Raw genomic sequence first — 21963 nt, forward strand, 5'->3', positions numbered from 1 at the left:
GCGGAGCGGACGGGACTCGAACCCGCGACCCCCGGCGTGACAGGCCGGTATTCTAACCAACTGAACTACCGCTCCAACAAAACACTGGGTACTGCTTTTTACTACCGTTACTACCTGCAAAACTGGTGGGCGGTGAGAGGCTCGAACTCCCGACCTAAGCCTTGTAAGGGCTCCGCTCTACCAACTGAGCTAACCGCCCGTTTTGCCTTGAGTGAGCAACTTTACCGCTTGCCGCTCACTGAAGTCCGTTAGTTTACAGCATCTTTCAAAGCTTTACCAGCTTTAAATTTAGGAACTTTAGCCGCTTCGATGATGATCTCTTCTTTGGTGCGCGGATTGCGGCCGGTACGGGCAGCGCGTTCGCTCACGGAGAAGGTACCAAAGCCGACCAGGGTGACGCTGTCGTTCTTTTGCAGGGTGGTGGTTACACCGTCGATCACCGCGTCGAGTGCGCGTGCAGCAGCCGCTTTCGAGATATCAGCGGTAGTAGCAATATGGTCGATCAATTCAGTCTTATTCAAAGCAATTCCCCGTCACAAAGGTTATATCGTTTTAGCCCGCAGATAACGGTATTTGAATACCGTTGTCAGGCCGAGAAAAATCTCAGGCCGTATTAAACAAGCCAGCCCGCCCCTGTGTCAAGCGCTGCACCATAGAAAAATGGGGTCAAATAACAAACAGGCGCTATAAAAGCGCCTGTTTGTGCATCAGCAGTTACTAAACACTAGTAAAAGTTAATGTTTTACCACTTCCGTTTGGCCGTCGGCCTTGGCTGCCGCAGCGGCCACGGCTTCCACCGGAACCGTCTCCGTCAGCGCCACCGGCATGCGTTCCAGCGCGATTTCCAGCACTTTGTCGATCCAACGCACCGGCACGATTTCCAGTTTGTTTTTGACATTGTCCGGGATGTCGGCCAGGTCCTTGACGTTCTGCTCAGGGATCAGCACGGTCTTGATGCCGCCGCGCTGGGCCGCCAGCAGCTTCTCTTTGAGGCCGCCGATCGGCAATACTTCGCCGCGCAGCGTGATCTCGCCCGTCATCGCCACGTCGGCGCGCACCGGAATGCCCGTGAATACCGACACCATCGCCACCGTCATCGCCGCGCCGGCCGAAGGACCGTCTTTCGGCGTCGCGCCTTCCGGCACGTGGATGTGGATGTCGGCCTTCTCGAACACCTCGTTCTTGATGCCCAGGCGATTGGCGCGGCTGCGCACCACGGTGCGGGCTGCCTCGATCGATTCCTTCATCACGTCGCCCAAGGTGCCGGTGCGGATCACATTGCCCTTGCCCGGCATCTGCACGGCTTCGATGGTCAGCAGATCGCCGCCCACTTCGGTCCATGCCAGACCGACGACCTGGCCGATCTGGTTTTCCTTCTCGGCCACGCCGAAGTCGTAGCGACGCACACCCAGGAACTTGTCCAGGTTCTTGTTGGTGACGACGACCTTCTTCTCGGTCTTCTTCAACAACAGCATCTTGACGACCTTGCGGCAGATCTTCGACACTTCACGTTCCAGCGAACGGACGCCGGCTTCGCGGGTGTAATAGCGGATGATGTCGCGCAGCGCCGACTCGGCCACCGAGATCTCGTCTTCCTTCAGACCGTTGTTCTTGATCTGTTTAGGCAGCAGGTAGCGCTGGGCGATGCTGGTCTTCTCGTCTTCCGTGTAGCCGGACAGGCGTATCACTTCCATGCGGTCCAGCAGCGCCGGCGGGATGTTGTACGAGTTCGACGTCGCCACGAACATCACATCGGACAGGTCGAAATCGACTTCGATGTAGTGGTCGGAGAAGGTGTGGTTCTGCTCGGGGTCCAGCACCTCCAGCAGGGCCGACGACGGATCGCCGCGGAAGTCCGCGCCCATCTTGTCGATCTCGTCCAGCAGGAACAGCGGATTGCGCACACCGACCTTGGCCAGCGATTGCAGCACCTTGCCCGGCATCGAGCCGATGTAGGTACGGCGGTGCCCGCGGATCTCGGCTTCGTCGCGCACGCCGCCCAGCGCCATGCGCACGAACTTGCGGTTCGTGGCGCGGGCGATGGACTGGCCCAGCGAGGTCTTGCCGACGCCCGGAGGACCGACGAAGCACAGGATAGGCGCTTTCAGCTTGTCGACGCGCTGTTGCACCGCGAGGTATTCCAGGATGCGTTCTTTAACCTTGTCCAGGCCGTAGTGATCGCCTTCCAGTACTTTCTCGGCGTTGGCCAGGTCGTTGTTGACCTTGGATTTTTTCTTCCATGGCAGGCTGACCAGCGTGTCGATGTAGTTGCGCACGACGGTGGCTTCGGCCGACATCGGCGACATCAGCTTGAGTTTTTTCAGCTCGGCGGTGGCCTTGTCCAAGGCCTCTTTCGGCATCTTGGCCAGCGCGACTTTTTTCTCCAGCTCGTCCAGGTCGGCGCCGTCCTCGCCCTCGCCCAGTTCCTTCTGGATGGCTTTGACTTGCTCGTTCAGGTAGTACTCGCGCTGCGACTTTTCCATCTGGCGCTTGACGCGGCCACGGATGCGCTTCTCGACTTGCAGAATGTCGAGTTCGCCTTCCAGTTGGCCCAGCAGGTGCTCCAGGCGCTTGGCCACGCTGAAGATTTCCAGGATCACCTGTTTCTGCTCAAGCTTCAGCGGCAGGTGCGCGGCGACGGTGTCGGCCAGGCGGCCGGCGTCGTCGATGCCCGACAGCGAGGCGAGGATCTCAGGCGGGATCTTTTTGTTCAGTTTGACGTACTGGTCAAACTGCTGAACGATGGCGCGGCGCATCGCTTCGATCTCCGAATCGTCGCCCAGCTCGGAATCGAGCGGCGTCAGATCGGCGATGAAGTGCGTCGGCGCATCGGTGATGCGGTTGATGCGTGCGCGCTGGGCGCCCTCGACCAACACCTTGACGGTGCCGTCCGGCAGTTTCAGCATTTGCAGAATATTGGCCACGCAGCCGATCTCGTAAATATCGGAAGCAGAAGGTTCGTCCTTGGCAGCGGCTTTTTGCGCGGCAAGCATGATGCTCTTGCCCTGCTCCATAGCGGCTTCCAGCGCCTTGATCGATTTTGGGCGCCCTACGAACAGCGGTATCACCATATGCGGGAAAACTACAACATCCCGCAGCGGCAATAACGGCAGTTGAGTTTGCTCAGTTAATTTGGAAGTTGTCATGGCGTACCTTATGTGAAAGCGTGATTATGATGTGGGCGCTGTTCCGCCGAATCACAAGACCGACCTGCAAGAAATAATTCTCCTAAAAAAGAGTATTTTCAAAGAAGCCAATCATGTTCTAAAAAAACGCGACAAATAAAAAAGCCACGCGTGACAAACGACGCTGTCACGAGTGGCTTTCCGAATGAAGCCTGCATTCTTTTATTGATTTAAATTGTACCGCCTTGCCCCACGGATGCGAAATGAATTTTTCTGCTGAGTGGGGTAAGTGTGCACAAGTTATTTAATTCTCACCAGACGCTTTGGCCTGGTCTTGATAGATCAATAAAGGTTTGGCGCCACTCGTGATCGTATTTTCATCGATCACCACTTTGGTGACGTTGGTTTCATTTGGCAGCTCGTACATGGTATCGAGCAGCGCGTGTTCCAGGATCGAGCGCAGGCCGCGCGCGCCGGTCTTGCGGGCCAGCGCTTTCTTGGCGATGGCATGCAGGGCGGCCGGACGGATTTCCAGTTCGGCGCCTTCCATGTCGAGCAGCTTGGCGTACTGTTTGACCAGCGCGTTCTTCGGCTCGACCAGGATCTGGATCAGCGCTTCTTCGGTCAGTTCCGACAGCGTGGCGACCACCGGCAGGCGGCCCACCAGCTCGGGAATCAGGCCGAACTTGATCAGATCTTCCGGTTCCGCTTCCAGCAGTACGTCGCTGGCGCTGCGTTCCTTCTTGCTCTTCACGCTGGCCGAGAAACCGATGCCGGATTTTTCCGAACGGTTGGAAATCACCTTGGCCAGGCCGTCAAAGGCGCCGCCGCAGATGAACATGATGTTGGTGGTGTCGATCTGCACGAAATCCTGGTTAGGATGCTTGCGGCCGCCTTGTGGCGGCACCGACGCCATCGTGCCTTCGATCAGTTTCAGCAGCGCCTGCTGCACGCCCTCGCCCGATACGTCGCGGGTGATTGACGGGTTGTCCGATTTGCGCGAAATCTTGTCGATCTCATCGATGTAGACGATGCCGCGTTGGGCTTTTTCCACATCGTAGTTGCAGCTTTGCAACAGTTTTTGGATGATATTCTCAACGTCCTCGCCCACATAGCCGGCTTCGGTCAAGGTGGTGGCGTCGGCGATGACGAACGGCACGTTCAGCATGCGGGCCAGGGTCTGGGCCAGCAGGGTCTTGCCCGAGCCGGTAGGACCGACCAGCAAGATGTTGCTCTTGGCCAGTTCGATGTCGTCTTTCTTGCCCAGGTGCTTGAGGCGCTTGTAGTGGTTGTACACCGCCACCGACAGGATGCGCTTGGCCGTTTGCTGGCCAATGACGTACTGGTCCAGCAAGTCCTTGATTTCGTGCGGGGTCGGCAGGTCCGACTTGGCGCCCGTGACCGACTCGATGGCCGAGGTTTCATCGCGGATGATGTCATTGCACAGGTCAATGCATTCGTCGCAGATGAAGACCGATGGGCCGGCGATAAGTTTCTTTACCTCGTGCTGGCTCTTGCCGCAAAACGAGCAGTACAGTAATTTTTCGCCGCTGGAGGATTTTTTGTCTGACATGGGGCAGTTTTCTTTGGGTTACAGAATGGCTTAGCTGTTGCCAGGAAGCAGGTAATCGATTTTATTAGCGTCTGGAAAAGCCCACCTATGACTACATGCTACCCGAAATAAAAACGAAACGCCCGAACGATTAATCGCCCGGGCGTTTTTTTAGCAATGCTGCGAAGGAAGCATCAAGCCCGGTTCGACAACATTTTGTCGATCATACCGTACTCTACAGCCTCTTCCGCCGACATGAAACGATCACGATCAGTGTCTTTGGCGATCTGCTCGACGGTTTGACCCGTGCGTTCAGCCATGATCGAGTTCAGACGGTGGCGCAGGTACAGGATTTCCTTGGCCTGGATTTCGATATCCGAAGCCATGCCCTGCGAGCCGCCGGACGGCTGGTGTATCATGATGCGCGAGTTCGGCAGCGAGAAACGCTTGCCCTTGGCGCCGGCTGCCAGCAGGAAGGCGCCCATCGAGGCGGCCATACCGGTGCACAGCGTCGACACGTCAGGCTTGATGAACTGCATCGTATCGAAGATCGCCAGACCGGCCGACACCGAGCCGCCTGGGGAGTTGATGTACAGCGAGATATCCTTGTCCGGATTTTCGCTCTCGAGGAACAGCAACTGGGCGACGATCAGGTTCGCCATCTGGTCGTGGACAGGGCCGACCATGAAGATTACGCGTTCCTTCAGCAGGCGCGAGTAAATATCATAGGAGCGCTCGCCGCGGCCGCTTTGTTCGACCACCATCGGCACCAGGCCGAGCATTTCAGTGTCCAGCGCCGGATTACGGTTCATACCAGTCATTCCATTTCCTTGTGAAGCAGCTAGAGGCCGGAGATTCAATATTACATCATCCGGCCCACGCTGGATTACGCTTGTGCGTTGCTTCCCATCAGTTCGTCGAAGGCCACAACCTTGGACGACGTTTTCGACAGGCCCAGGACGTAGTTGACGACGTTTTCTTCCAATACAAGGGCTTCGACTTCAGCCAGACGACGACGATCGCTGTAGTAGTACTTCAGCACTTCGCGCGGGTCTTCGTAGCTCTGCGCGAAGTCTTCGACTTGCGCTTTGACCTGTTCAGGCTGGGCTTGCAGCTTGTTCTCGCCGACCAGTTGCGACAGGATCAGGCCCAGGCGTACGCGACGCTCGGCTTTTTCTGCGAACAGTTCTGGTGGGAACGGGATGTCCTTGACGTTCATGCCGCGCTGCGCCATGTCTTGACGGGTCATTTCGGCCAGGCGTTCGGTGTCTTGAGCGATCAGCGCTTGTGGCACGTCCAGAGTGGCGGTCTTCACCAGCGCATCCATTACGGCTTCCTTGTTGCGGGCTTTGACACGGCCAGCAACTTCGCGTTCCAGGTTGACTTTGATGTCTTCGCGCATTTTAGCGACGTCGCCATCGGCCACGCCCAGCGACTTGGCGAATTCGCCGTCGACTTCCGGCAGGTGCGCCCATTCCAGCTTCTTCAGGGTGATGGTGAACGAAGCGGTTTTACCGGCGACGTCTTTACCATGGTAGTCCTCTGGGAAAGCCAGTGGGAAGGTCTTGGCTTCGCCGACTTTCAGGCCGACGGTTGCTGCTTCGAATTCTGGCAGCATGCGGCCTTCGCCCAGCACGAAAGCGTAGTCTTCAGCTTTGCCGCCTGGGAATTCAACGCCGTCGATCGAGCCGACGAAGTCCACGGTCACGCGGTCGCCGTTGGCTGCAATCGCTGCGCCGCCGTCGCCGTGCTCGCCCGCTTCACCCTTGGTGTGGAAGTGAACGCGCTGTTTGCGCAGGATTTCGATGGTTTTGTCGATTTCGGTTTCCGACACGTCAGCCTTGACGGTTTCGATTTCCACGGTGGTCAGGTCGCCAACGACGACTTCCGGGTAGATTTCGAAGGTGGCGTCGAAGGCCAGCACGCCTTCAGCCGACTCTTCCTTAGGCTCGATGCGTGGGTAGCCTGCTACGCGCAGTTCGGCGGAATTGGCGGCGTCGTTGAAAGCACGGCCAACTTTATCGTTCAGCACTTCGGTTTCGATCTGATAACCGTATTGTGCTGCGACCATTTTCATAGGAACTTTACCCGGACGGAAGCCTGGTGCCTTAGCCGATTTGGCTTGCACTTTCAGACGCTTCTCAACTTCAGCGCGGACCTCGGTCAGCGGGAAGGAGATCGTGATACGACGTTCGAGTTTGCCTAAGGTTTCGACTGCAGTTGCCATGTAAAAATCGTCCAAAAAAATAGTAATACAGTTGGTGCGAGGAGGGGGACTCGAACCCCCACACCATTGCTGGCGTCAGGACCTAAACCTGGTGCGTCTACCAATTTCGCCATCCTCGCGGCATGTTTGCACAAAAGCAAAGGGCGACCCGTAAGTGAAAACGGTCGCCCTATTCCCGCTGAACCCTGCGAGAGCTTTCAACTTCAACGCGGTATTTTAACGGGTTTTTCAGCGAAATGTGACGATTTTTAATATGTCGCCAACATTCCGCTGATTTTTCCTTATTTCACCGGCTTTTTCACTCTAAACCACGCCGCATACAACGCTGGCAGGAATAATAAGGTTAATGCCGTGGCCAGAATCAGGCCGCCCATGATAGCCACCGCCATCGGCCCCCAGAATACCGAGCGCGATAACGGGATCATCGCCAGCGCCGCCGCGGCGGCCGTCAGGATGATAGGACGGCAACGGCGCACCGCCGATTCGACGATCGCGGTCCACGGATCGTGGCCGGCCTTGATATCCTGCTCGATCTGGTCGACCAGGATCACCGAGTTGCGGATGATCATGCCGAACAGCGCGATGATGCCCAGGTTGGCCACAAAGCCCAGCGGACGGCCCAGCAACAACAGCGCCATCGCCGCCCCCGCCACGCCCAGCGGGCCGGTCAGGAACACCAGCAACGCCCGCGAAAAGCTGTGCAGTTGCAGCATCAGCAAGGTGAAGATGATGAAGATCGCCAGCGGCAGGTTGGCCGCGATCGAGGCCTCCGCCGTGCCGCTGTCGGCCGCCGCGCCCTTGACGGTGATGGCGTAGCCGGCCGGCAGATTGTCGCGCAGCTGCTTGAGCTTGGGTTCGATCTGGCCGGAGACGGTCGGTCCCTGGATGTTGTCGGCCACGTCGGACTGCACGGTGATCGCCCATTCCCGCCCTTCCCGCCACACCACGCCAGGCTCCCACACGAAGTGCGCGCGGGCCAGCTGGCTGATCGGCACCGACTTGCCGCTGGCGGTCGGGATGTTCGTGTCGTTCAGGATCGAGATGGTGTTGCGTTCCTCGATGGGCTGGCGGATCTGGATGTCGATCAGCTTGATGTCCTCGCGGAACTGGCCGATGGTGGTGCCCGACAGGATGGTGTTCGCCGCCCGCATCACGGTCTGCGAAGTCACGCCCAGCGCGCGCATCTTGTCCTGGTCGAGGTCGAGGCGCAGCACCTTGATCGATTCATTCCAATTGTCGTTGACGCCCAGCGTGTTCGGGTTGGCGCGCATGAGGTCCTTCACCTGGTCGGCGATGGCGCGCACCTTGTCCACTTCGCCGCCGGTCACGCGGAACTGCACCGGATACGGCACCGGCGGCCCGTTCGGCAGCAGCTTGACGCGGCCGCGCACTTCCGGGAAGTCGCGCTTGAAGATGTCGACGATCTTGTCGCGCAGCGCGCCACGGGCGTGCAGGTCTTTCGGCAGCACGACGATCTGCGACACGTTAGTCTGCGGGAAGATCTGGTCCAGCGGCAGGTAGAAGCGCGGCGAGCCGGTGCCGACATAGCTGGTCACGCTGACCACGCCTTCCTGCTTGCGGATGAAGGCTTCGAACTTCTTCACCTGCGCCTCGTTGGCGGCGAAGGTCGTGCCTTCCGGCGTCCACAACTCGACCATCAGCTCGGGACGGCTGGAATCCGGGAAGAACTGCTTCTCGATGAACTTGAAGCCGTACACGCCCAGCGCGAACACCACCAGCGTCAAGACGATGGTGGTCTTGCGGAACTCGACGCACCAGTTGACCACCGCGCGGAACTTGCGGAAACCCGGCGTGTCGAACAGGTCGTGCTCGCTGCCGCCGTCGGCATGCGGCTTGACCTTCAGCAGCACGTAGCCGATGTAGGGCGTGAACACCACCGCCACCACCCACGAAATCACCAGCGCCAGGGCGTTGACCGAGAACAGCGAGAAGGTGTATTCGCCGGCCGCCGACTTGGCCAGGCCGATCGGCAGGAAGCCCGCCACCGTGATCAGGGTGCCGGTCAGCATCGGGATCGCGGTCGAGGTGTAGGCGAAGGTGGCGGCGTCGAAGCGCGACATGCCCTCCTCCATCTTGCGCACCATCATTTCGACGGCGATGATGGCGTCGTCCACCAGCAGGCCCAGCGCGATGATCAGCGCGCCCAGCGAAATCTTGTGGAGGTCGATGTCCAGCATGCGCATGCACAAGAAGGTCACCGACAGCACCAGCGGTATGGTCAGCGCCACCACCAGGCCGGGACGCACGTCCAGCCGCAGCTTGGGCTTGGTATGCAGGCCCAGCGCGACAAAGCTGACGGCCAGCACGATCAGCACCGCTTCGATCAGCGTGTGCACGAACTCGCCCACCGAAGCCTTGACGGCTTCAGGCTGGTCGGACACGCGCTCGAGCTCGATACCGACCGGCAGCTTGGCCTTCATCGCGGCGACGGTCTTCTCCATGTGCTTGCCAAGCTGGATGATGTTGCCGCCCTTTTCCATCGACACGCCCAGGCCGATCACTTCCTTGCCGTTGAAGCGCATCTTGTTGCCCGGCGGGTCCTGGTACAGGCGCTTGATGGTGGCGAAGTCGCCCAGGCGGAAAGTGGTGCCGTTGGCGCGCAGCTCCAGCTCCTCCAGGTCCTTGACGGTCTTCAGCGCACCGGTCACGCGCACTTGCAAGTTGTCGGTCGGCGTCACCAGCACGCCGGTCGCCTCCACCGTGTTCTGGGTGGCGATCTGGTTGGCGATGGCTTCGATCGGTATGCCCAACTGGGCGAACTTCTGGTGCGAGAACTCGATGTTGATCTTCTCGTCCTGCACGCCGAACAGTTCGACCTTGGACACCAGCGGCACGCCCAGCAGCTGCTGGCGCACGAAGTCGGCGTAGTCCTTCATCTCGGCATAGGTGAAGCCGTCGCCGGACAGCGCGAAGATGGAACCATAGGTATCGCCGAACTCATCGTTGAAGTACGGCCCCTGCACGCCCGGCGGCAAGGTGCCGCGGATGTCGCCGATCTTCTTGCGCACCTGGTACCAGGATTGCGCCACTTCCTTGGGCGGCGCCGATTCGCGCAGCTTCAGGATGATGGTGGTCTCGCCCGGCTTGGAGTAGCTGCTGATCTCGTCGATATCCGGCGTCTCCTGCAGCTTTTTCTCCAGCTTGTCGGTGACCTGCTCGGCCATTTGCAGCGAGGTCGCGCCCGGCCAGTTGGCCCGCACCACCATCGCACGGAAGGTGAATGGCGGATCCTCGTCCTGGCCCAGGTTGGAATAACTGAGCATGCCGCCTATCAGCAGCACCGCGATCAGGTAGCGGGTGAGCGGGATATGCTCCAGCGCCCAGCGTGAAAGATTGAATCCCTTCATTTGACGTTCCCCGCTACCACAGGCGCAGGGGTCGACGTCGCCGGCAAGTCGTTACCGAGTATCTTGACCTTCTGGCCCGGCTTGAGCAGGTTGACGCCGGCCGTCACCACCGTCTGGCCGGCCTTGACGCCGCTGCCCAGCACGATATCGTTGCCGGCCGCGCCGGCGATGGTCACCGGCACCAGCTTGACGACGCCGCCCTCGACCACCCACACCGACGAGGCCGATTTTTCATAGTACAGCGCCGTCAGCGGCACCTTGATCTGCGGCGTGGCCGTCTTGGAGGCGAACTGCACCACGGCGGTCATGCCCAGCTTGGCTTCGGCCAGCGAGTCCGGGATCGAGACCTTGACGGTGTAAGTACGGGTGGACGGATCGGCCACCGGCGAAATTTCGCGGATCTTGCCGGCCACCGCGTTCTTCGGATCGGCCCACAGGCGCACCTGCACGTCCGGCACGCGGCGCAAAGTCTCGACTTTGTCTTCCGGCAGGCCGATGACGATTTCCTTCTCGCCCTGCTTGGCCACGCGCACCACGGGCGCGCCCGGCTGCACCACCTGGCCGACTTCGGCGTCGACCGCGGTCACCACGCCGTCGACATCGGACACCAGACTGGCATAGCCCGCCTGGTTGGACTGGCCGCGATATCCCGCTTGCGAGGCGTCCACATTGGCCTGCGCCGCCTTGTAGGTGGAATCCTTGGCGTCCAGCACGGCCTGGCTGACGAAATTCTTGCTGCGCAGTTCCTGATAGCGCTTGAGCTCGGCCTTGGCCAGGTCGCGGTTGGTCTCGGCGGCGCGCAGGCCGGCCAGCGCCTGTGCCTGCGACAGCTGCAAGTCCTGCGGATCGAGCTGCATCAGCACCTGGCCATGCTTGACCAGGGTGCCGACATCGACCTTGCGGGTGACGATCTTGCCGCCGACGCGGAAGGCCAGCCGCGATTCCACGCGGGCGCGCACCTCGCCGGAAAACTCGGCGTTGACATCGACATCGCTGCTGGCGAGCACGATGGCGCGCACCGGGCGGATGTCTTCGGTTTTCTCGGCGGGCTTGGAACAACCGGCCAGAACGGCGGCGGCTAAAACGCTAAGTATGAGAGGGGAAATCTGACGCTGTTTTTTAAAGGCGACCACGGTGTATTCCTTTAGCTTGCTCTGGAGTGTAGATGGCACTACTATTACGGCTCGGAAATTAATGACTTTCCGTTAATTTATTATATGCCGAGCCTATCCGTTTGCAAATGACTTTCGCGTCATTAATTTTAACTATGCCTTTTAGCAATACAATTTATGCCGGTTGAACACTACGAAAATTTCCCTGTTGCATCATTTTTACTGCCTAGCCGCTTGCGGCCGGCGGTGGAAGCGATCTACGCCTTCGCCCGCAGCGCCGACGACCTGGCCGATGAGGGCGACGCCACGCCGGAACAGCGGCTGGCCGCGCTGAACGCCTACGAGGCGGCGCTGGCGCATATCGAGGCCGGCGGCACGGGCCATGAACCGCTGTTCGAACGGTTGGCGCAGGCGATCCGCCAATATGAGCTGCCGCTCAAGCCGCTGTATGAGCTGCTGTCGGCCTTCAAGCAGGACGTGCTGGTGAGCCGCTACGCGACCTACGACGCGCTGCTGGACTACTGCGCCCGCTCGGCCAATCCGGTCGGCTTCCTGATGCTGCACCTGTACGGCCAGGCCGACGAAGAAAACATCCGCGACTCGGACGCCATCTGCACCGCGCTGCAGCTGATCAACTTCCTGCAAGATGTGGCGATCGACATTCATAAAGAGCGCATCTACATCCCATTGGAGGACTTGAACCGCTACGCGATCTCGCCGGCGGCGCTCGACCACGCCAGCGCCCGGCCGCGTTGGCGTTCGATGATGAAGTTTGAAGTGGACCGCGCCCGCGCGCTGATGTTGAGCGGCGCGCCGCTGGCCCTGCGCCTGAACGGCCGCATCGGTTTCGAGCTGCGCATGGTGGTGCAAGGCGGCCTGCGCATCCTGGACGCGATCGAGGCGGCCGAGTACGATGTGTTCCTGCACCGTCCCAAGCTGGCCAGGCGGGATTGGCTGGGCATCTTCTGGGCGGCCGTACGGATGAAGAAGCAATAGCCGCGCACGATTAAATCGTTTCCTCTGCACAATTTCCCTTCCTCATGCTACCTTGGCAGCAAATGGAGAGGCGGCATTATGCAAATGGAAGATCGGTCCTCGCGACCGGATATGGCAACATCGAAGGTGGTGGAATTGGGCGTCAACCTGCTGCAAAGCCGGGGACGGGCGTTTGCGTCGGAGTTTTTGGTGCGCAGGAATATACCGTTCAGCGTCATCGTGCGGGTGCTGTCCGATCCACCCGGGCGCCGCCGCGCCGGCAGCCTGCGGCGCTAGCGGTCCAGACTCAAACTCAAGCTGGCGGGCCCTTCAGCTCGACCACATTACCCTCCGGGTCGGTCAGATAGATCGACGGCCCCTTGCCTTCCGCGCCGTAGCGCGACTCCAGCTGCCCGGCTTCGACGCCATGTGCCTGCAAGTGCGCGCGGATCGCCGCGTCGTCGAAAGGCTCGACCCGCAGGCAGAAATGATCCATATTGCGGCCCTCGGCGCCCGGCGGCGCGCCGCCCATGCTGCCCAGCTTGCCATCCACCGGCACCAGGTCGATCAGCGAACTGCCTGCGCGTAGCTGCACCAGGCCGATTTCATCCTGGCGCCGCTCGACCGGGCAGCTCAGCGCGCCGCAGTAGAACTCCAACATGCGCTCCAGGCTGACCACGCGCAGCACCAGATGGTCGATTCCACGAATACCTATCATGCCCCTTCCCTCCATGCCGACAGAAGCCCACATTGTGACACTAAACCTATAGAATAGCGGCTTCGATGTCATCCTTGCTTTTTTATCCATGTCTCCCGACGACTACTGCCAGCAAAAGACCGCCCAGAGCGGCTCCAGTTTCTACTACAGCTTCCTGTTCCTGCCGCCGGAGCGTCGCCGTGCCATCACCGCCTTGTATGCGTTCTGCCGCGAGGTGGATGACACCGTCGACGAGTGCACCGACGAGTCGATCGCCCGCATCAAGCTCTCCTGGTGGCGCAAGGAAATCGCCAATATGTACGAGGGCCAGCAGACCCACCCGGTCACGCAGGCGCTGCAACCGCACCTGGCCGCCTACAACTTGCAGCAGCAACACCTGCAGGCCATTATCGACGGCATGGAGATGGACCTCAACCAGACCCGTTACCTCGACTACGCGGCGCTGTCCAAGTACTGCTGGCACGTGGCCAGCGTGGTCGGCATCCTGTCGGCCAGCGTCTTTGGCGCGACCAGGCCAGAGACGCTGCAATACGCCGAGAAGCTGGGCCACGCCTTCCAGCTGACCAACATCATCCGCGACGTCGGCGAAGACGCGCGCAAAGGCCGCATCTACCTGCCGATCAGTGAGCTGCAACAGTTCAACGTCACCGCCGCCGACCTGCTCAATGCCCGTCACAGCGAGAACTTCGAAAAGCTGATGGCTTTCCAGGCCGCCCGCGCACAAAAGGTCTACGACGAAGCGTTCGCGCTGCTGCCGAAGGAAGACCGCCGCGCCCAGCGCCCCGGCCTGATGATGTCCGCCATCTACCGCACCCTGCTGACCGAAGTGGAGGCCGACGGCTACCACGTGCTCACCCAGCGCATCTCGCTGACGCCTATCCGCAAGCTCTGGCTGGCCTGGAAGACCTATATTCGTGGCTAAGGAAGGCGTGGACAAGCGCTCCGGCAAAATCGAGCCGGGGCTGACCTCGCGGTCGGTGGCCGTGATCGGCGCCGGCTGGGCCGGTTGCGCCGCCGCCGTGGAGATGGCGCGTGCCGGCTACAAGGTCACGCTGCTCGAAGCGGCCCGCACCCTGGGCGGCCGCGCCCGCCGCATCGAGACCGACCATCGGCACCTGGATAACGGCCAGCACATCCTGCTGGGCGCCTACAGCGCAACGCTGCGGCTGATGAAGCTGACCGGCATCGACCGCGAACAGGCGATGTTGTCGCTGCCGCTGCAAATGCGCTACCCCGCCGGCAGCGGCGGCATGGATTTCGTCGCGCCGCGCCTGCCCGCGCCGCTGCACTTGGCGCTGGCGCTGCTGCGCGCCAAAGGACTGGACCGGGCCGATAAACTCAGCCTGGCGCGCTTTTCCACCACCGCGCGCTGGATGGGCTGGACCCTGCACGCCGATTGCAGCGTGAGCGAACTGCTGGAACGCTTCGATCAGACCCCGCGCCTGATCCAGCTGATGTGGCGTCCGCTATGCCTGGCCGCGTTGAACACGCCGCCGGAACGCGCCTCCGCACAAGTCTTCCTCAACGTGCTGCGCGACAGCCTGGGCGCCAAACGCAGCGCCTCGGACATGCTGCTGCCGCGCGCCGACCTGTCCGCCCTGCTGCCTGAGGCGGCGGCGGCCTACGTCGAAGCGCATGGCGGTTCGGTGCGCACCGGCGCCAAGGTGCAGGCGCTGCGCTCCATCGAAGGCCGTCTGTGGCAGCTCGATATCAGCGGCGCGGCGGTGGGCGGCAACTGGAGCACTTATTTCAGCGGCGTGGTGCTGGCCACCGGCACCAGCCAGGCCGCCGCCCTGCTGCACGGCATCCCCGATTGCGACAGCTCGGCCCTGTGCAGCCAGCTGACCGCCTTCGAGACCGAAGCCATCACCACCTGCTACCTGCAATACGATCCCGCCACGCGGCTGGAACTGCCCTTCTTCGCCCTGCTGGACGATCCGGAACAGTACCAATGGGGCCAGTTCGTGTTCGACCGCGGCCAACTCGACGCCAAGCAGGCCGGCTTGCTGGCGGTGGTCATCAGCGCCTCCGGCAGCGCCGCCGCCCAAAGCCAGGACCTGCTGGCCGAAGCCGTCGCGGTACAGTTGGCGACGGTATTCCAGCGTCCGGAGCTTGGACGGCCGCTGTGGTTCAAGGTCATCACCGAGAAGCGCGCCACCTACGCCTGCACACCCGGCCTGGTCCGGCCGGACAACGCCAGCGGCCTGCCAGGCCTGGTCATCGCCGGCGACTACACGGCCGGCGACTACCCGGCCACGCTGGAATCGGCGGTCCGCAGCGGCGTCGCCGCCGCCGGGCTGCTCAAGGGGGCTACCATCTAGTCCCCGGTTTTTGTCGCCTGCCCCGCAATTTATGCAGCCTGTCACATGCCGATGGCATCCGGGCGAGCGCTTGCGTACAGTAGCACCATCGACAAAAGACACATTGGAATCAACATGAACATCGCTCTCAGCTTGAAAATCCTTGCCTTGATCGCCTTCGTCGCGGCCAGCACGGTCTCCATCGTGCAAACCGCACCGGTGGCAAGCAGCGCGATGGCCATGGCACACAGCAGCGCAACATTAGGTATTTAACATCATGAACAAGCAGGCATACCTCGACGCGCTCAAACAGGCCATGCAGGGCCTGCCGCCGGAAACGGTGGCCAAGACCTTGGCCTACTACGAGCAGCGCTTTATCGACGGCCTGGTGGCCGGCCGCAGCGAAGCAGAGGTCTACAAGGACCTCGACGAGCCGCGCAAGGTCGCCATGACGCTGCGCGCCAATGTGCACCTGAGCGCCTTCGAGCAAAAGAAAACCCCGGTCAACCTGGCCCGCGTGATGGTCTCCTTCATCGGTCTTTGCATCTTCAACCTGTTCATGGTGATCCCGGCGATGGTGTATGCCTCGCTGCTGGGCGCCGTCTACCTGTCCGCCTTCGGCTTCTACATCGGCGGTATCGCGCTGGTGTCGAGCGGCCTGTCGGGCCAGAACGAACTGGCGCTGGAAGGCCCGCTGCGCCACGTGATGGCGTTCACCAATTCGCATTTCGACTCCAGCGACGAGGAGCAGGACATCCAGGGCTGGCGCATGGCCATCAACAACATGGGCGTGCAGGTCAGCAAGGACCCGGACAACTCCGACAACAACAACAGCGGCGACGAGAACCTGAGCCGCAGCGGCCGCCTGCTGAACCGCGCCGAGGCGGTCGCCACCGGCGACCTGCACATCACCACCGATTTCGACAGCGGCGCCCGCACCAGCCAGTCGCTGATCGGCTTCGGCCTGATCCTGGGCGGCATCGGGCTGTGCCTGATCAGCATCGTCGTCACCCGCTACACCATGATCGGTTTGAAACGGTATGTAGCAATGAACGTGTCCCTGCTTCGCGGACGCTAAGGAGTCATGACCATGCGCGCATTAATGAAAATCGGTACCAGCCTGCTGCTGCTGTCCTTCGTCCTGATCGGCGTCAGCTACAGCATGCTGAAGGCCTACGGCAGCACCAGCCCGACCAGTTCGGCCGGCCGCGCCCTCGGCAGCGAAACCCGCAAGATCGACGCCATGGCCAGCGCCGTGGAGCTGAGCGGTCCGATCGACCTGATACTGATCCAGGGACCGGTGGCGTCGCTGAAGGTGCGCGGCGAACAGCGTTCGCTGGCCAATATCGAAACCATCCAGGATGGCCGCGACCTGCACATCGGCACCAAGGGCATGCTGCTCAATCCGCGCCACCCCCTGCAGGTGGAGCTGGTGCTGCCGCAACTGGAAGAGCTGGTGGTGCGCAGCAGCGGCGAGACCAAGGTGTCGGGCTTCAGCGGCGAGAAGCTCGAATTACAGCTGCACGGTTCGGGCAATGTGAACTTCACCGGCCGCTATCGCGACCTGAGCGCCGGTGCCCATGGCAGCGGCCACCTGAACCTGAACGCTGGCAGCAGCGAGAATGTGGAACTGGAGATGGTGGGCTCGGGCCAGATCACGTCGTCCGGCAGCTGCAAGACGCTGACCGCGGAACTGACCGGCTCCGGCGACCTCGATGCGCGCCACCTGTCGTCGGACAAGGTGACGGTCAACCTGAAGGGTTCGGGCACCAGCCATGTCTTCGCCAAGCAGTCGGCCGACCTGACCTTGCGCGGCAGCGGCGATATCCGCGTGCTGGGCAATCCGGACAACCGCAACGTCAGCCGCACCGGTTCCGGCGACGTGACCTGGGAATAGATTCTTAGCTTCGGCCCAGCCAGGCCAGGACATCGCGTCCCGCCGCCTGGCCGCCGGCCAGGCAGGCTGTCAGCAGATAGCCCCCGGTCGGCGCTTCCCAGTCGACCATCTCGCCGGCCACGAACACTCCCGGCGCGGATTTCAGCATCGCTCCTTCCAACGCATCCCAACGCACGCCGCCGGCGCTGCTGATCGCTTCGTCGATCGGCCGGGCGCGCAACAGGCGCACCGGCAAGCGCTTGATCGCCTGCGCCAGCTGGTCCTCGTCCGCGTACTGTTCCTTGCTCAAACACTCGCGCAGCAGGCCGGCCTTGACGCCTTTGATGCCTAGCCGGCTTTGCAGATGGCTGGCCATCGAACGCGCGCCGCGCGGCCGCGCCACCTCGTCCGCCACCCGTTGCGCCGTCAGGTCCGGCAGCAGGTCGAGATGGATAGTGGCGCTGCCGTCGGCGGCGATCTGGTCGCGCAAGGCGGCCGACAGCGCGTAGATCAAGCTGCCCTCGACGCCACCTTGGGTGACGACGAACTGTCCCTGCTTGCGGAATTCCTTGCCATCCGCGCCTTTGGAGATGATGGCGACAGTGGTCAGCGGCTCGCCCGCATGGCGGCTGCTGAAATGCTCGCTCCAGTCGACGTCGAAGCCGCAGTTGGCCGGCGCCAGCGGCGCCACGCCGACGCCGCGTTCAGCCAGCAACGGCATCCACGCGCCGTCCGAGCCCAATCGCGCCCAGCTGCCGCCGCCCAGTGCCAGGACCACCGCGTCCGCGCGCACCAGCAGCTCGCCGTCGGGGGTGTTCAGCAGCAGCGCATCGTCGCGCCAGCCCAGCCAGCGGTGGCGCATGTGGAACTGCACGCCGCGCTCGCGCAGGCGGTGCAGCCATGCGCGCAGCAGCGGCGCCGCCTTCATATCGGTCGGGAACACCCGGCCCGAGGTGCCGACAAAGGTATCGACGCCCAGCCCATGCACCCAGTCGCGCACATCCTGCGGGCCGAAGGCGTCCAGCATGGCGCGCAGCGGCGCGGCGCCCTTGCCGTAGCGCGTGACGAAATCCGCATACGGCTCGGCGTGGGTGATGTTCATGCCGCCGCGCCCGGCGAGCAGGAACTTGCGGCCGACCGAAGGCATCGCGTCATAAACGTCGACTTGCGCCCCGCCCTGCGCCAGGGTTTGGGCGGCCATCAGGCCGGCGGGACCGCCACCGATGACGGCAACGCGAAAAGGTGTCAAACTAGACTGCATGAATTCGGTCCGATAGAAGCATTGTTACAGGAGACAAGATGGGCGCGATGTTTTGGGTGAAACGCTATGTGCAGGCCGCCGTGCCTTTGTTCGCGATACTGGCGGCCGTGGAATGGATCAAGGGCTCGACCGCGCGCGAGGACTATCTGAGCGCCGCCGCGTGGGCGCTCGCCGCGGCAGGCATCTTTACCTATGCGGCCTGGCGCCGCTACCGCAACGCCAAGGCCTGCGGTCTGTGCGACGACCTGGACGCCGCCCGCAACGCCGGCAAGGGCAAGAAGCCGTAGCTTTAGCCGCCCGTCACCGGCGGGAAGAACGCCACTTCGGCGCCGTCGGCCAGCGCCGTATCGGCGCCGCACATCACCTGGTTGCACGCCATGCGCAAGGCCGGGCTGCCCAGGGCCTGCTGCCAGGCGTCGCCGCGCCCGGCCAGGTGGGCGCGCAGTGCGCCGACCGTGGCCACGCCTGCCGGCAGGTCCAGCGTCTCGGACGACGCGCCCAGCGACTCGCGCACGCTGGCAAAGAATTTTACGGTAACAGCCATCAGTGCATTAACTCGCTAAACGGTATAAATCGAACCATGTCGCCGGCCGCGATGGACTGGCCGGGCGGATTGTCGATCACGCCATCGCCCCACACGGTCGACGTCAGCACGCCCGAACTCTGGTTATTGAACAATTCAAGCCCGCCGGCGGCGTTGATGCGCGCGCGCAGGAACTCGTTGCGCTTGTCGGCCTTGGGCCAGTTGAAATCGGCGCGCATCGTGAACGCGCGCGGCGCCACCATCTCCGTCACGCCTTGCAGGCGCAGGATGAACGGCCGCACAAACATCAGGAAGGTGATGAAGCTCGACACCGGATTGCCGGGCAAGCCGACAAAGAACGCCTGCCCCACCTCGCCGAATGCCAGCGGCTTGCCCGGCTTGACGGCGATCTGCCACATATTCAGCTTACCCTCCGCCTCGACGGCCGGCTTGATGTGATCCTCCTCGCCGACCGACACGCCGCCGGAGGTGATGATCAGGTCATGCCCCTGCGCGCACTCGCGCAGCACGGACCGGGTGGCGTCCAGTGTATCGGGCACGATGCCGAAGTCGGTGATCTCGCAGCCCAGGTTTTCCAGCAAGGCGCGCAGCGTGAAGCGGTTGGAGTTGTAGATGGCGCCAGGCGCCAGCGGCTCGCCCGGCATCGTCAGCTCGTCGCCGGTGAAGAACACCGCCACGTGCAGCCGGCGCCTGACCGGCAGCTCGGCCAGGCCGACCGAAGCCGCGAGGCCCAGCTCCTGGCTGCGCAGGCGCGTACCGGCCGGCAGGATGATGCTGCCGTTGGTGATATCCTCGCCGGCGCGGCGTATCCATTCGCCGGACTTCGGCGCGTGGCGGACCGTGACCACATTGCCCGCCAACTCGCACTGCTCCTGCATGACGACGGCGTCGGCGCCCTCCGGTATCAGCGCGCCGGTAAAGATGCGCGCCGCGGTCCCCGGCAACAAGGGCTGGCCAACGTGGCCGGCAGGTATGCGCTGCGACACCGTCAGCGCGGCATTACCGCTGACGCAATCGGCGGCGCGCACCGCGTAGCCGTCCATCTGCGTGTTGTCCATCGTCGGCACGTTCATGCCGGATACCTGCGCCTTCGCCAGCACGCGGCCGTTGGCGGTCAGCGTCGGCACGGTTTCCACGTCGACCACCGGCCGCGCGGCGGCGGCCATCAGGGCCAGCGCTTCGCTGACCGGCAGGAGGGGCTTGTGGGCGCTCATCGTTACAGGCCGGTGTTCGCCGCGATGTAGGCTTTCATCTTCTCCACGTCCGGCGGCATGACGACGAACTTCTGCGGCAAGTCTTCGATGTTCTCGAAGCCTTCCGGACGTTCCGCGTCCTCGCCCAGCGCATCGAGGATGGTTTCGTTGAACTTGGCGGCCAGCGCGGTTTCCAGCACGATCATCGTCACGCCGGGTTCCAGGTTCTCGCGCGCGACCTTGATGCCGTCGGCGGTGTGGGTGTCGATGACGATGCCGTAGTCGTCGGCCACGTCGCGGATGGTGTTCAGGCGGTCTTCATGGGTGGACTTGCCGGACTTGAAGCCGTACTTGGCCACCTGCTTGAATTCGTCGCCATCGGCGCCCGGCTTGCCGGACAGGTCGAAGCCACCGTGGGTTTCCACTTTCTGGAACAGCGCGCGGGTGCGGTCGCCGTCGCGGCCCACCAGGTCGTAGATGAAGCGCTCGAAGTTGGACGCCTTGGAGATGTCCATCGACGGGCTGCTGGTGTGGTAGGTCTCGGCCGACTTGCGCACGCGGTACACGCCGGTGCGGAAGAATTCGTCGAGCACGTCGTTTTCGTTGGTGGCGGCGACCAGCTTGGCGATCGGCAGGCCCATCATGCGGGCGATGTGGCCGGCGCAGATATTACCGAAGTTCCCCGACGGGACGGTGAACGACACCTTCTGGTCGTTGGAGGTGGTGGCCGACAGGTAGCCGCGGAAGTAGTAGACCACCTGTGCCACCACGCGCGCCCAGTTGATCGAGTTGACGGTGCCGATCTTCTGCTTGGCCTTGAACGGCAGGTCGTTGGAGACCGCCTTGACCATGTCCTGGGCGTCGTCGAACACGCCTTCGATGGCAATGTTGAAGATGTTCGGGTCCTGCAGCGAGAACATCTGCGCGGTCTGGAAGGCGCTCATCTTCTTGTGCGGCGACAGCATGAACACGCGGATGCCCTTCTTGCCGCGCATCGCGTATTCGGCGGCGCTGCCGGTATCGCCGGAGGTGGCGCCGAAGATGTTCAGTTGTGCGTTCTGCTTGGCCAGCGTGTATTCGAACAGATTGCCCAGCAATTGCATCGCCATGTCCTTGAAGGCCAGGGTCGGGCCGTTGGACAGCGCCTGCAACATCAGTTTGGAGCCGTTCGCGCCCTCTTCCAGCATGCGCAACGGCGTGATCTGACTGGGTTTTTCGCCTTGGCGGGCGTTTTTGTAGACTTCCTTGGTGTAGGTCTTGGCGGTCAGCGCGCGCAGGTCGGCGTCTGGAATATCGGTCGCGAACTTCTTCAGGATCTCGTAGGCCAGGTCGGCGTAGGACAGCTGGCGCCATGCATCCAGCTCGGCGCCGGTCACTTGCGGGTACGAAGCCGGCAGGAACAGGCCGCCGTCGACGGCCAAGCCACCCAGCAGGATATCGGAGAAATTCGCGGAGAATTCTTGGGAAGAAGAGGCGGCGGCCGAGGCGGCGGCGCGGGTAGACACGTATTGCATAGATTAGAAAGTCCGGTTGAGCTGACGGATAAAAGGCAGAACGGTACAAAGCGAGCGGATATTATAGTGCGCCCGGCCGATTCCCGTAAAATCCTGTTGTTTTGCCATCGCCCAACCCGGGGGGCAAGTCTGACATTCGGACACGTGCTCTGCCGTAAGCGGCTACTACGGCACAGTTCGTGTCCGAATGTCAGACTT

General features: G+C 62.2%; 20 protein-coding genes and 3 tRNA genes. 8 read left to right on the plus strand and 15 right to left on the minus strand.

The window, feature by feature from the left end; all coding sequences use genetic code 11:
- Window position 1: 1 nt before the first annotated feature.
- From AC07OK_RS13740 to AC07OK_RS13785, 10 genes are all read right to left on the minus strand, one after another.
- A tRNA-Asp gene (locus AC07OK_RS13740) sits at window positions 2-75 on the minus strand.
- Window positions 76-123: 48 nt separating this feature from the next.
- Window positions 124-199 (minus strand) — tRNA-Val (locus AC07OK_RS13745).
- Window positions 200-248: 49 nt separating this feature from the next.
- Complete coding sequence (locus AC07OK_RS13750) at window positions 249-521, minus strand: HU family DNA-binding protein (RefSeq protein WP_020703299.1); 273 nt, start codon at window positions 519-521, stop codon at window positions 249-251.
- A gap of 213 nt (window positions 522-734) precedes the next feature.
- Window positions 735-3146, minus strand: a complete 2412-nt coding sequence (gene lon / locus AC07OK_RS13755) for an endopeptidase La (RefSeq protein ID WP_494690825.1) — start codon at window positions 3144-3146, stop codon at window positions 735-737.
- Window positions 3147-3429: 283 nt separating this feature from the next.
- Window positions 3430-4698 carry an ATP-dependent Clp protease ATP-binding subunit ClpX gene (gene clpX, locus AC07OK_RS13760; RefSeq protein ID WP_008448338.1) on the minus strand — a complete coding sequence of 423 codons (1269 nt, stop codon included), beginning with the start codon at window positions 4696-4698 and terminating at the stop codon, window positions 3430-3432.
- 173 nt (window positions 4699-4871) lie between these two features.
- Window positions 4872-5489 carry an ATP-dependent Clp endopeptidase proteolytic subunit ClpP gene (gene clpP, locus AC07OK_RS13765; RefSeq protein ID WP_494691014.1) on the minus strand — a complete coding sequence of 206 codons (618 nt, stop codon included), beginning with the start codon at window positions 5487-5489 and terminating at the stop codon, window positions 4872-4874.
- Between the two features lie 74 nt (window positions 5490-5563).
- A complete protein-coding gene (gene tig, locus AC07OK_RS13770) occupies window positions 5564-6904 on the minus strand; it encodes a trigger factor (RefSeq protein ID WP_116991048.1) in 1341 nt (446 codons plus the stop codon).
- 32 nt (window positions 6905-6936) lie between these two features.
- Window positions 6937-7023: transfer RNA gene (locus AC07OK_RS13775), tRNA-Leu, on the minus strand.
- A gap of 162 nt (window positions 7024-7185) precedes the next feature.
- Entirely contained in the window at window positions 7186-10272 is a 3087-nt protein-coding gene (locus tag AC07OK_RS13780; RefSeq protein ID WP_494690826.1) for an efflux RND transporter permease subunit, read from the minus strand.
- Window positions 10269-11405: an efflux RND transporter periplasmic adaptor subunit gene (locus AC07OK_RS13785; RefSeq protein WP_494690827.1), complete on the minus strand. Its 1137-nt coding sequence runs from the start codon at window positions 11403-11405 to the stop codon at window positions 10269-10271. The genes AC07OK_RS13780 and AC07OK_RS13785 overlap by 4 nt, the downstream gene beginning before the upstream one ends.
- A 156-nt stretch (window positions 11406-11561) precedes the next feature.
- Between AC07OK_RS13785 and hpnC the strand changes: the two genes are divergently transcribed.
- Window positions 11562-12380 (plus strand): squalene synthase HpnC, encoded by an 819-nt coding sequence (hpnC, locus tag AC07OK_RS13790; RefSeq protein ID WP_494690828.1) that lies wholly within the window; start codon window positions 11562-11564, stop codon window positions 12378-12380.
- Window positions 12381-12491: 111 nt separating this feature from the next.
- Window positions 12492-12656: a hypothetical protein gene (locus AC07OK_RS13795; RefSeq protein WP_229225081.1), complete on the plus strand. Its 165-nt coding sequence runs from the start codon at window positions 12492-12494 to the stop codon at window positions 12654-12656.
- A gap of 16 nt (window positions 12657-12672) precedes the next feature.
- On the opposite strand, the gene AC07OK_RS13800 is transcribed toward AC07OK_RS13795, so the two are convergent.
- Window positions 12673-13077, minus strand: a complete 405-nt coding sequence (locus AC07OK_RS13800) for a VOC family protein (RefSeq protein ID WP_494690829.1) — start codon at window positions 13075-13077, stop codon at window positions 12673-12675.
- A gap of 88 nt (window positions 13078-13165) precedes the next feature.
- Between AC07OK_RS13800 and hpnD the strand changes: the two genes are divergently transcribed.
- The 5 genes from hpnD (at window position 13166) to AC07OK_RS13825 (ending at window position 17274) form a co-directional block, all read left to right on the plus strand.
- Window positions 13166-13999, plus strand: a complete 834-nt coding sequence (hpnD, locus tag AC07OK_RS13805) for a presqualene diphosphate synthase HpnD (RefSeq protein ID WP_494690830.1) — start codon at window positions 13166-13168, stop codon at window positions 13997-13999.
- The gene (gene hpnE / locus AC07OK_RS13810) at window positions 13992-15398 is read left to right on the plus strand and encodes a hydroxysqualene dehydroxylase HpnE (RefSeq protein ID WP_494690831.1); all 1407 of its coding nucleotides are present in this window, start codon (window positions 13992-13994) and stop codon (window positions 15396-15398) included. The genes hpnD and hpnE overlap by 8 nt, the downstream gene beginning before the upstream one ends.
- A gap of 114 nt (window positions 15399-15512) precedes the next feature.
- Window positions 15513-15650: a hypothetical protein gene (locus tag AC07OK_RS13815; protein ID WP_494690832.1), complete on the plus strand. Its 138-nt coding sequence runs from the start codon at window positions 15513-15515 to the stop codon at window positions 15648-15650.
- 4 nt (window positions 15651-15654) lie between these two features.
- On the plus strand, window positions 15655-16455 hold the full coding sequence (locus tag AC07OK_RS13820; protein ID WP_494690833.1) for a DUF1700 domain-containing protein: 801 nt from the start codon (window positions 15655-15657) through the stop codon (window positions 16453-16455).
- 12 nt (window positions 16456-16467) lie between these two features.
- Window positions 16468-17274: a head GIN domain-containing protein gene (locus AC07OK_RS13825; protein WP_494690834.1), complete on the plus strand. Its 807-nt coding sequence runs from the start codon at window positions 16468-16470 to the stop codon at window positions 17272-17274.
- Between the two features lie 4 nt (window positions 17275-17278).
- On the opposite strand, the gene AC07OK_RS13830 is transcribed toward AC07OK_RS13825, so the two are convergent.
- Window positions 17279-18514, minus strand: a complete 1236-nt coding sequence (locus AC07OK_RS13830; RefSeq protein WP_494690835.1) for a TIGR03862 family flavoprotein — start codon at window positions 18512-18514, stop codon at window positions 17279-17281.
- Window positions 18515-18552: 38 nt separating this feature from the next.
- On the opposite strand from AC07OK_RS13830, the gene AC07OK_RS13835 reads away from it, so the two are divergent.
- Window positions 18553-18801, plus strand: coding sequence for a hypothetical protein (locus AC07OK_RS13835; RefSeq protein WP_494690836.1), 249 nt, complete (start codon window positions 18553-18555; stop codon window positions 18799-18801).
- A gap of 2 nt (window positions 18802-18803) precedes the next feature.
- On the opposite strand, the gene moaD is transcribed toward AC07OK_RS13835, so the two are convergent.
- From moaD to thrC, 3 genes are read right to left on the minus strand one after another with little or no spacing between them, the layout of a single operon-like run.
- Window positions 18804-19058 (minus strand): molybdopterin converting factor subunit 1, encoded by a 255-nt coding sequence (gene moaD, locus AC07OK_RS13840; RefSeq protein WP_494690837.1) that lies wholly within the window; start codon window positions 19056-19058, stop codon window positions 18804-18806.
- Window positions 19058-20272, minus strand: coding sequence for a molybdopterin molybdotransferase MoeA (locus AC07OK_RS13845; RefSeq protein WP_494690838.1), 1215 nt, complete (start codon window positions 20270-20272; stop codon window positions 19058-19060). The genes moaD and AC07OK_RS13845 overlap by 1 nt, the downstream gene beginning before the upstream one ends.
- A 2-nt stretch (window positions 20273-20274) precedes the next feature.
- Window positions 20275-21765 carry a threonine synthase gene (thrC, locus tag AC07OK_RS13850; protein ID WP_494690839.1) on the minus strand — a complete coding sequence of 497 codons (1491 nt, stop codon included), beginning with the start codon at window positions 21763-21765 and terminating at the stop codon, window positions 20275-20277.
- Window positions 21766-21963 lie beyond the last annotated feature (198 nt).

The sequence above is a fragment of the Duganella sp. GW821-FHT07G03 genome, from assembly GCF_059418605.1.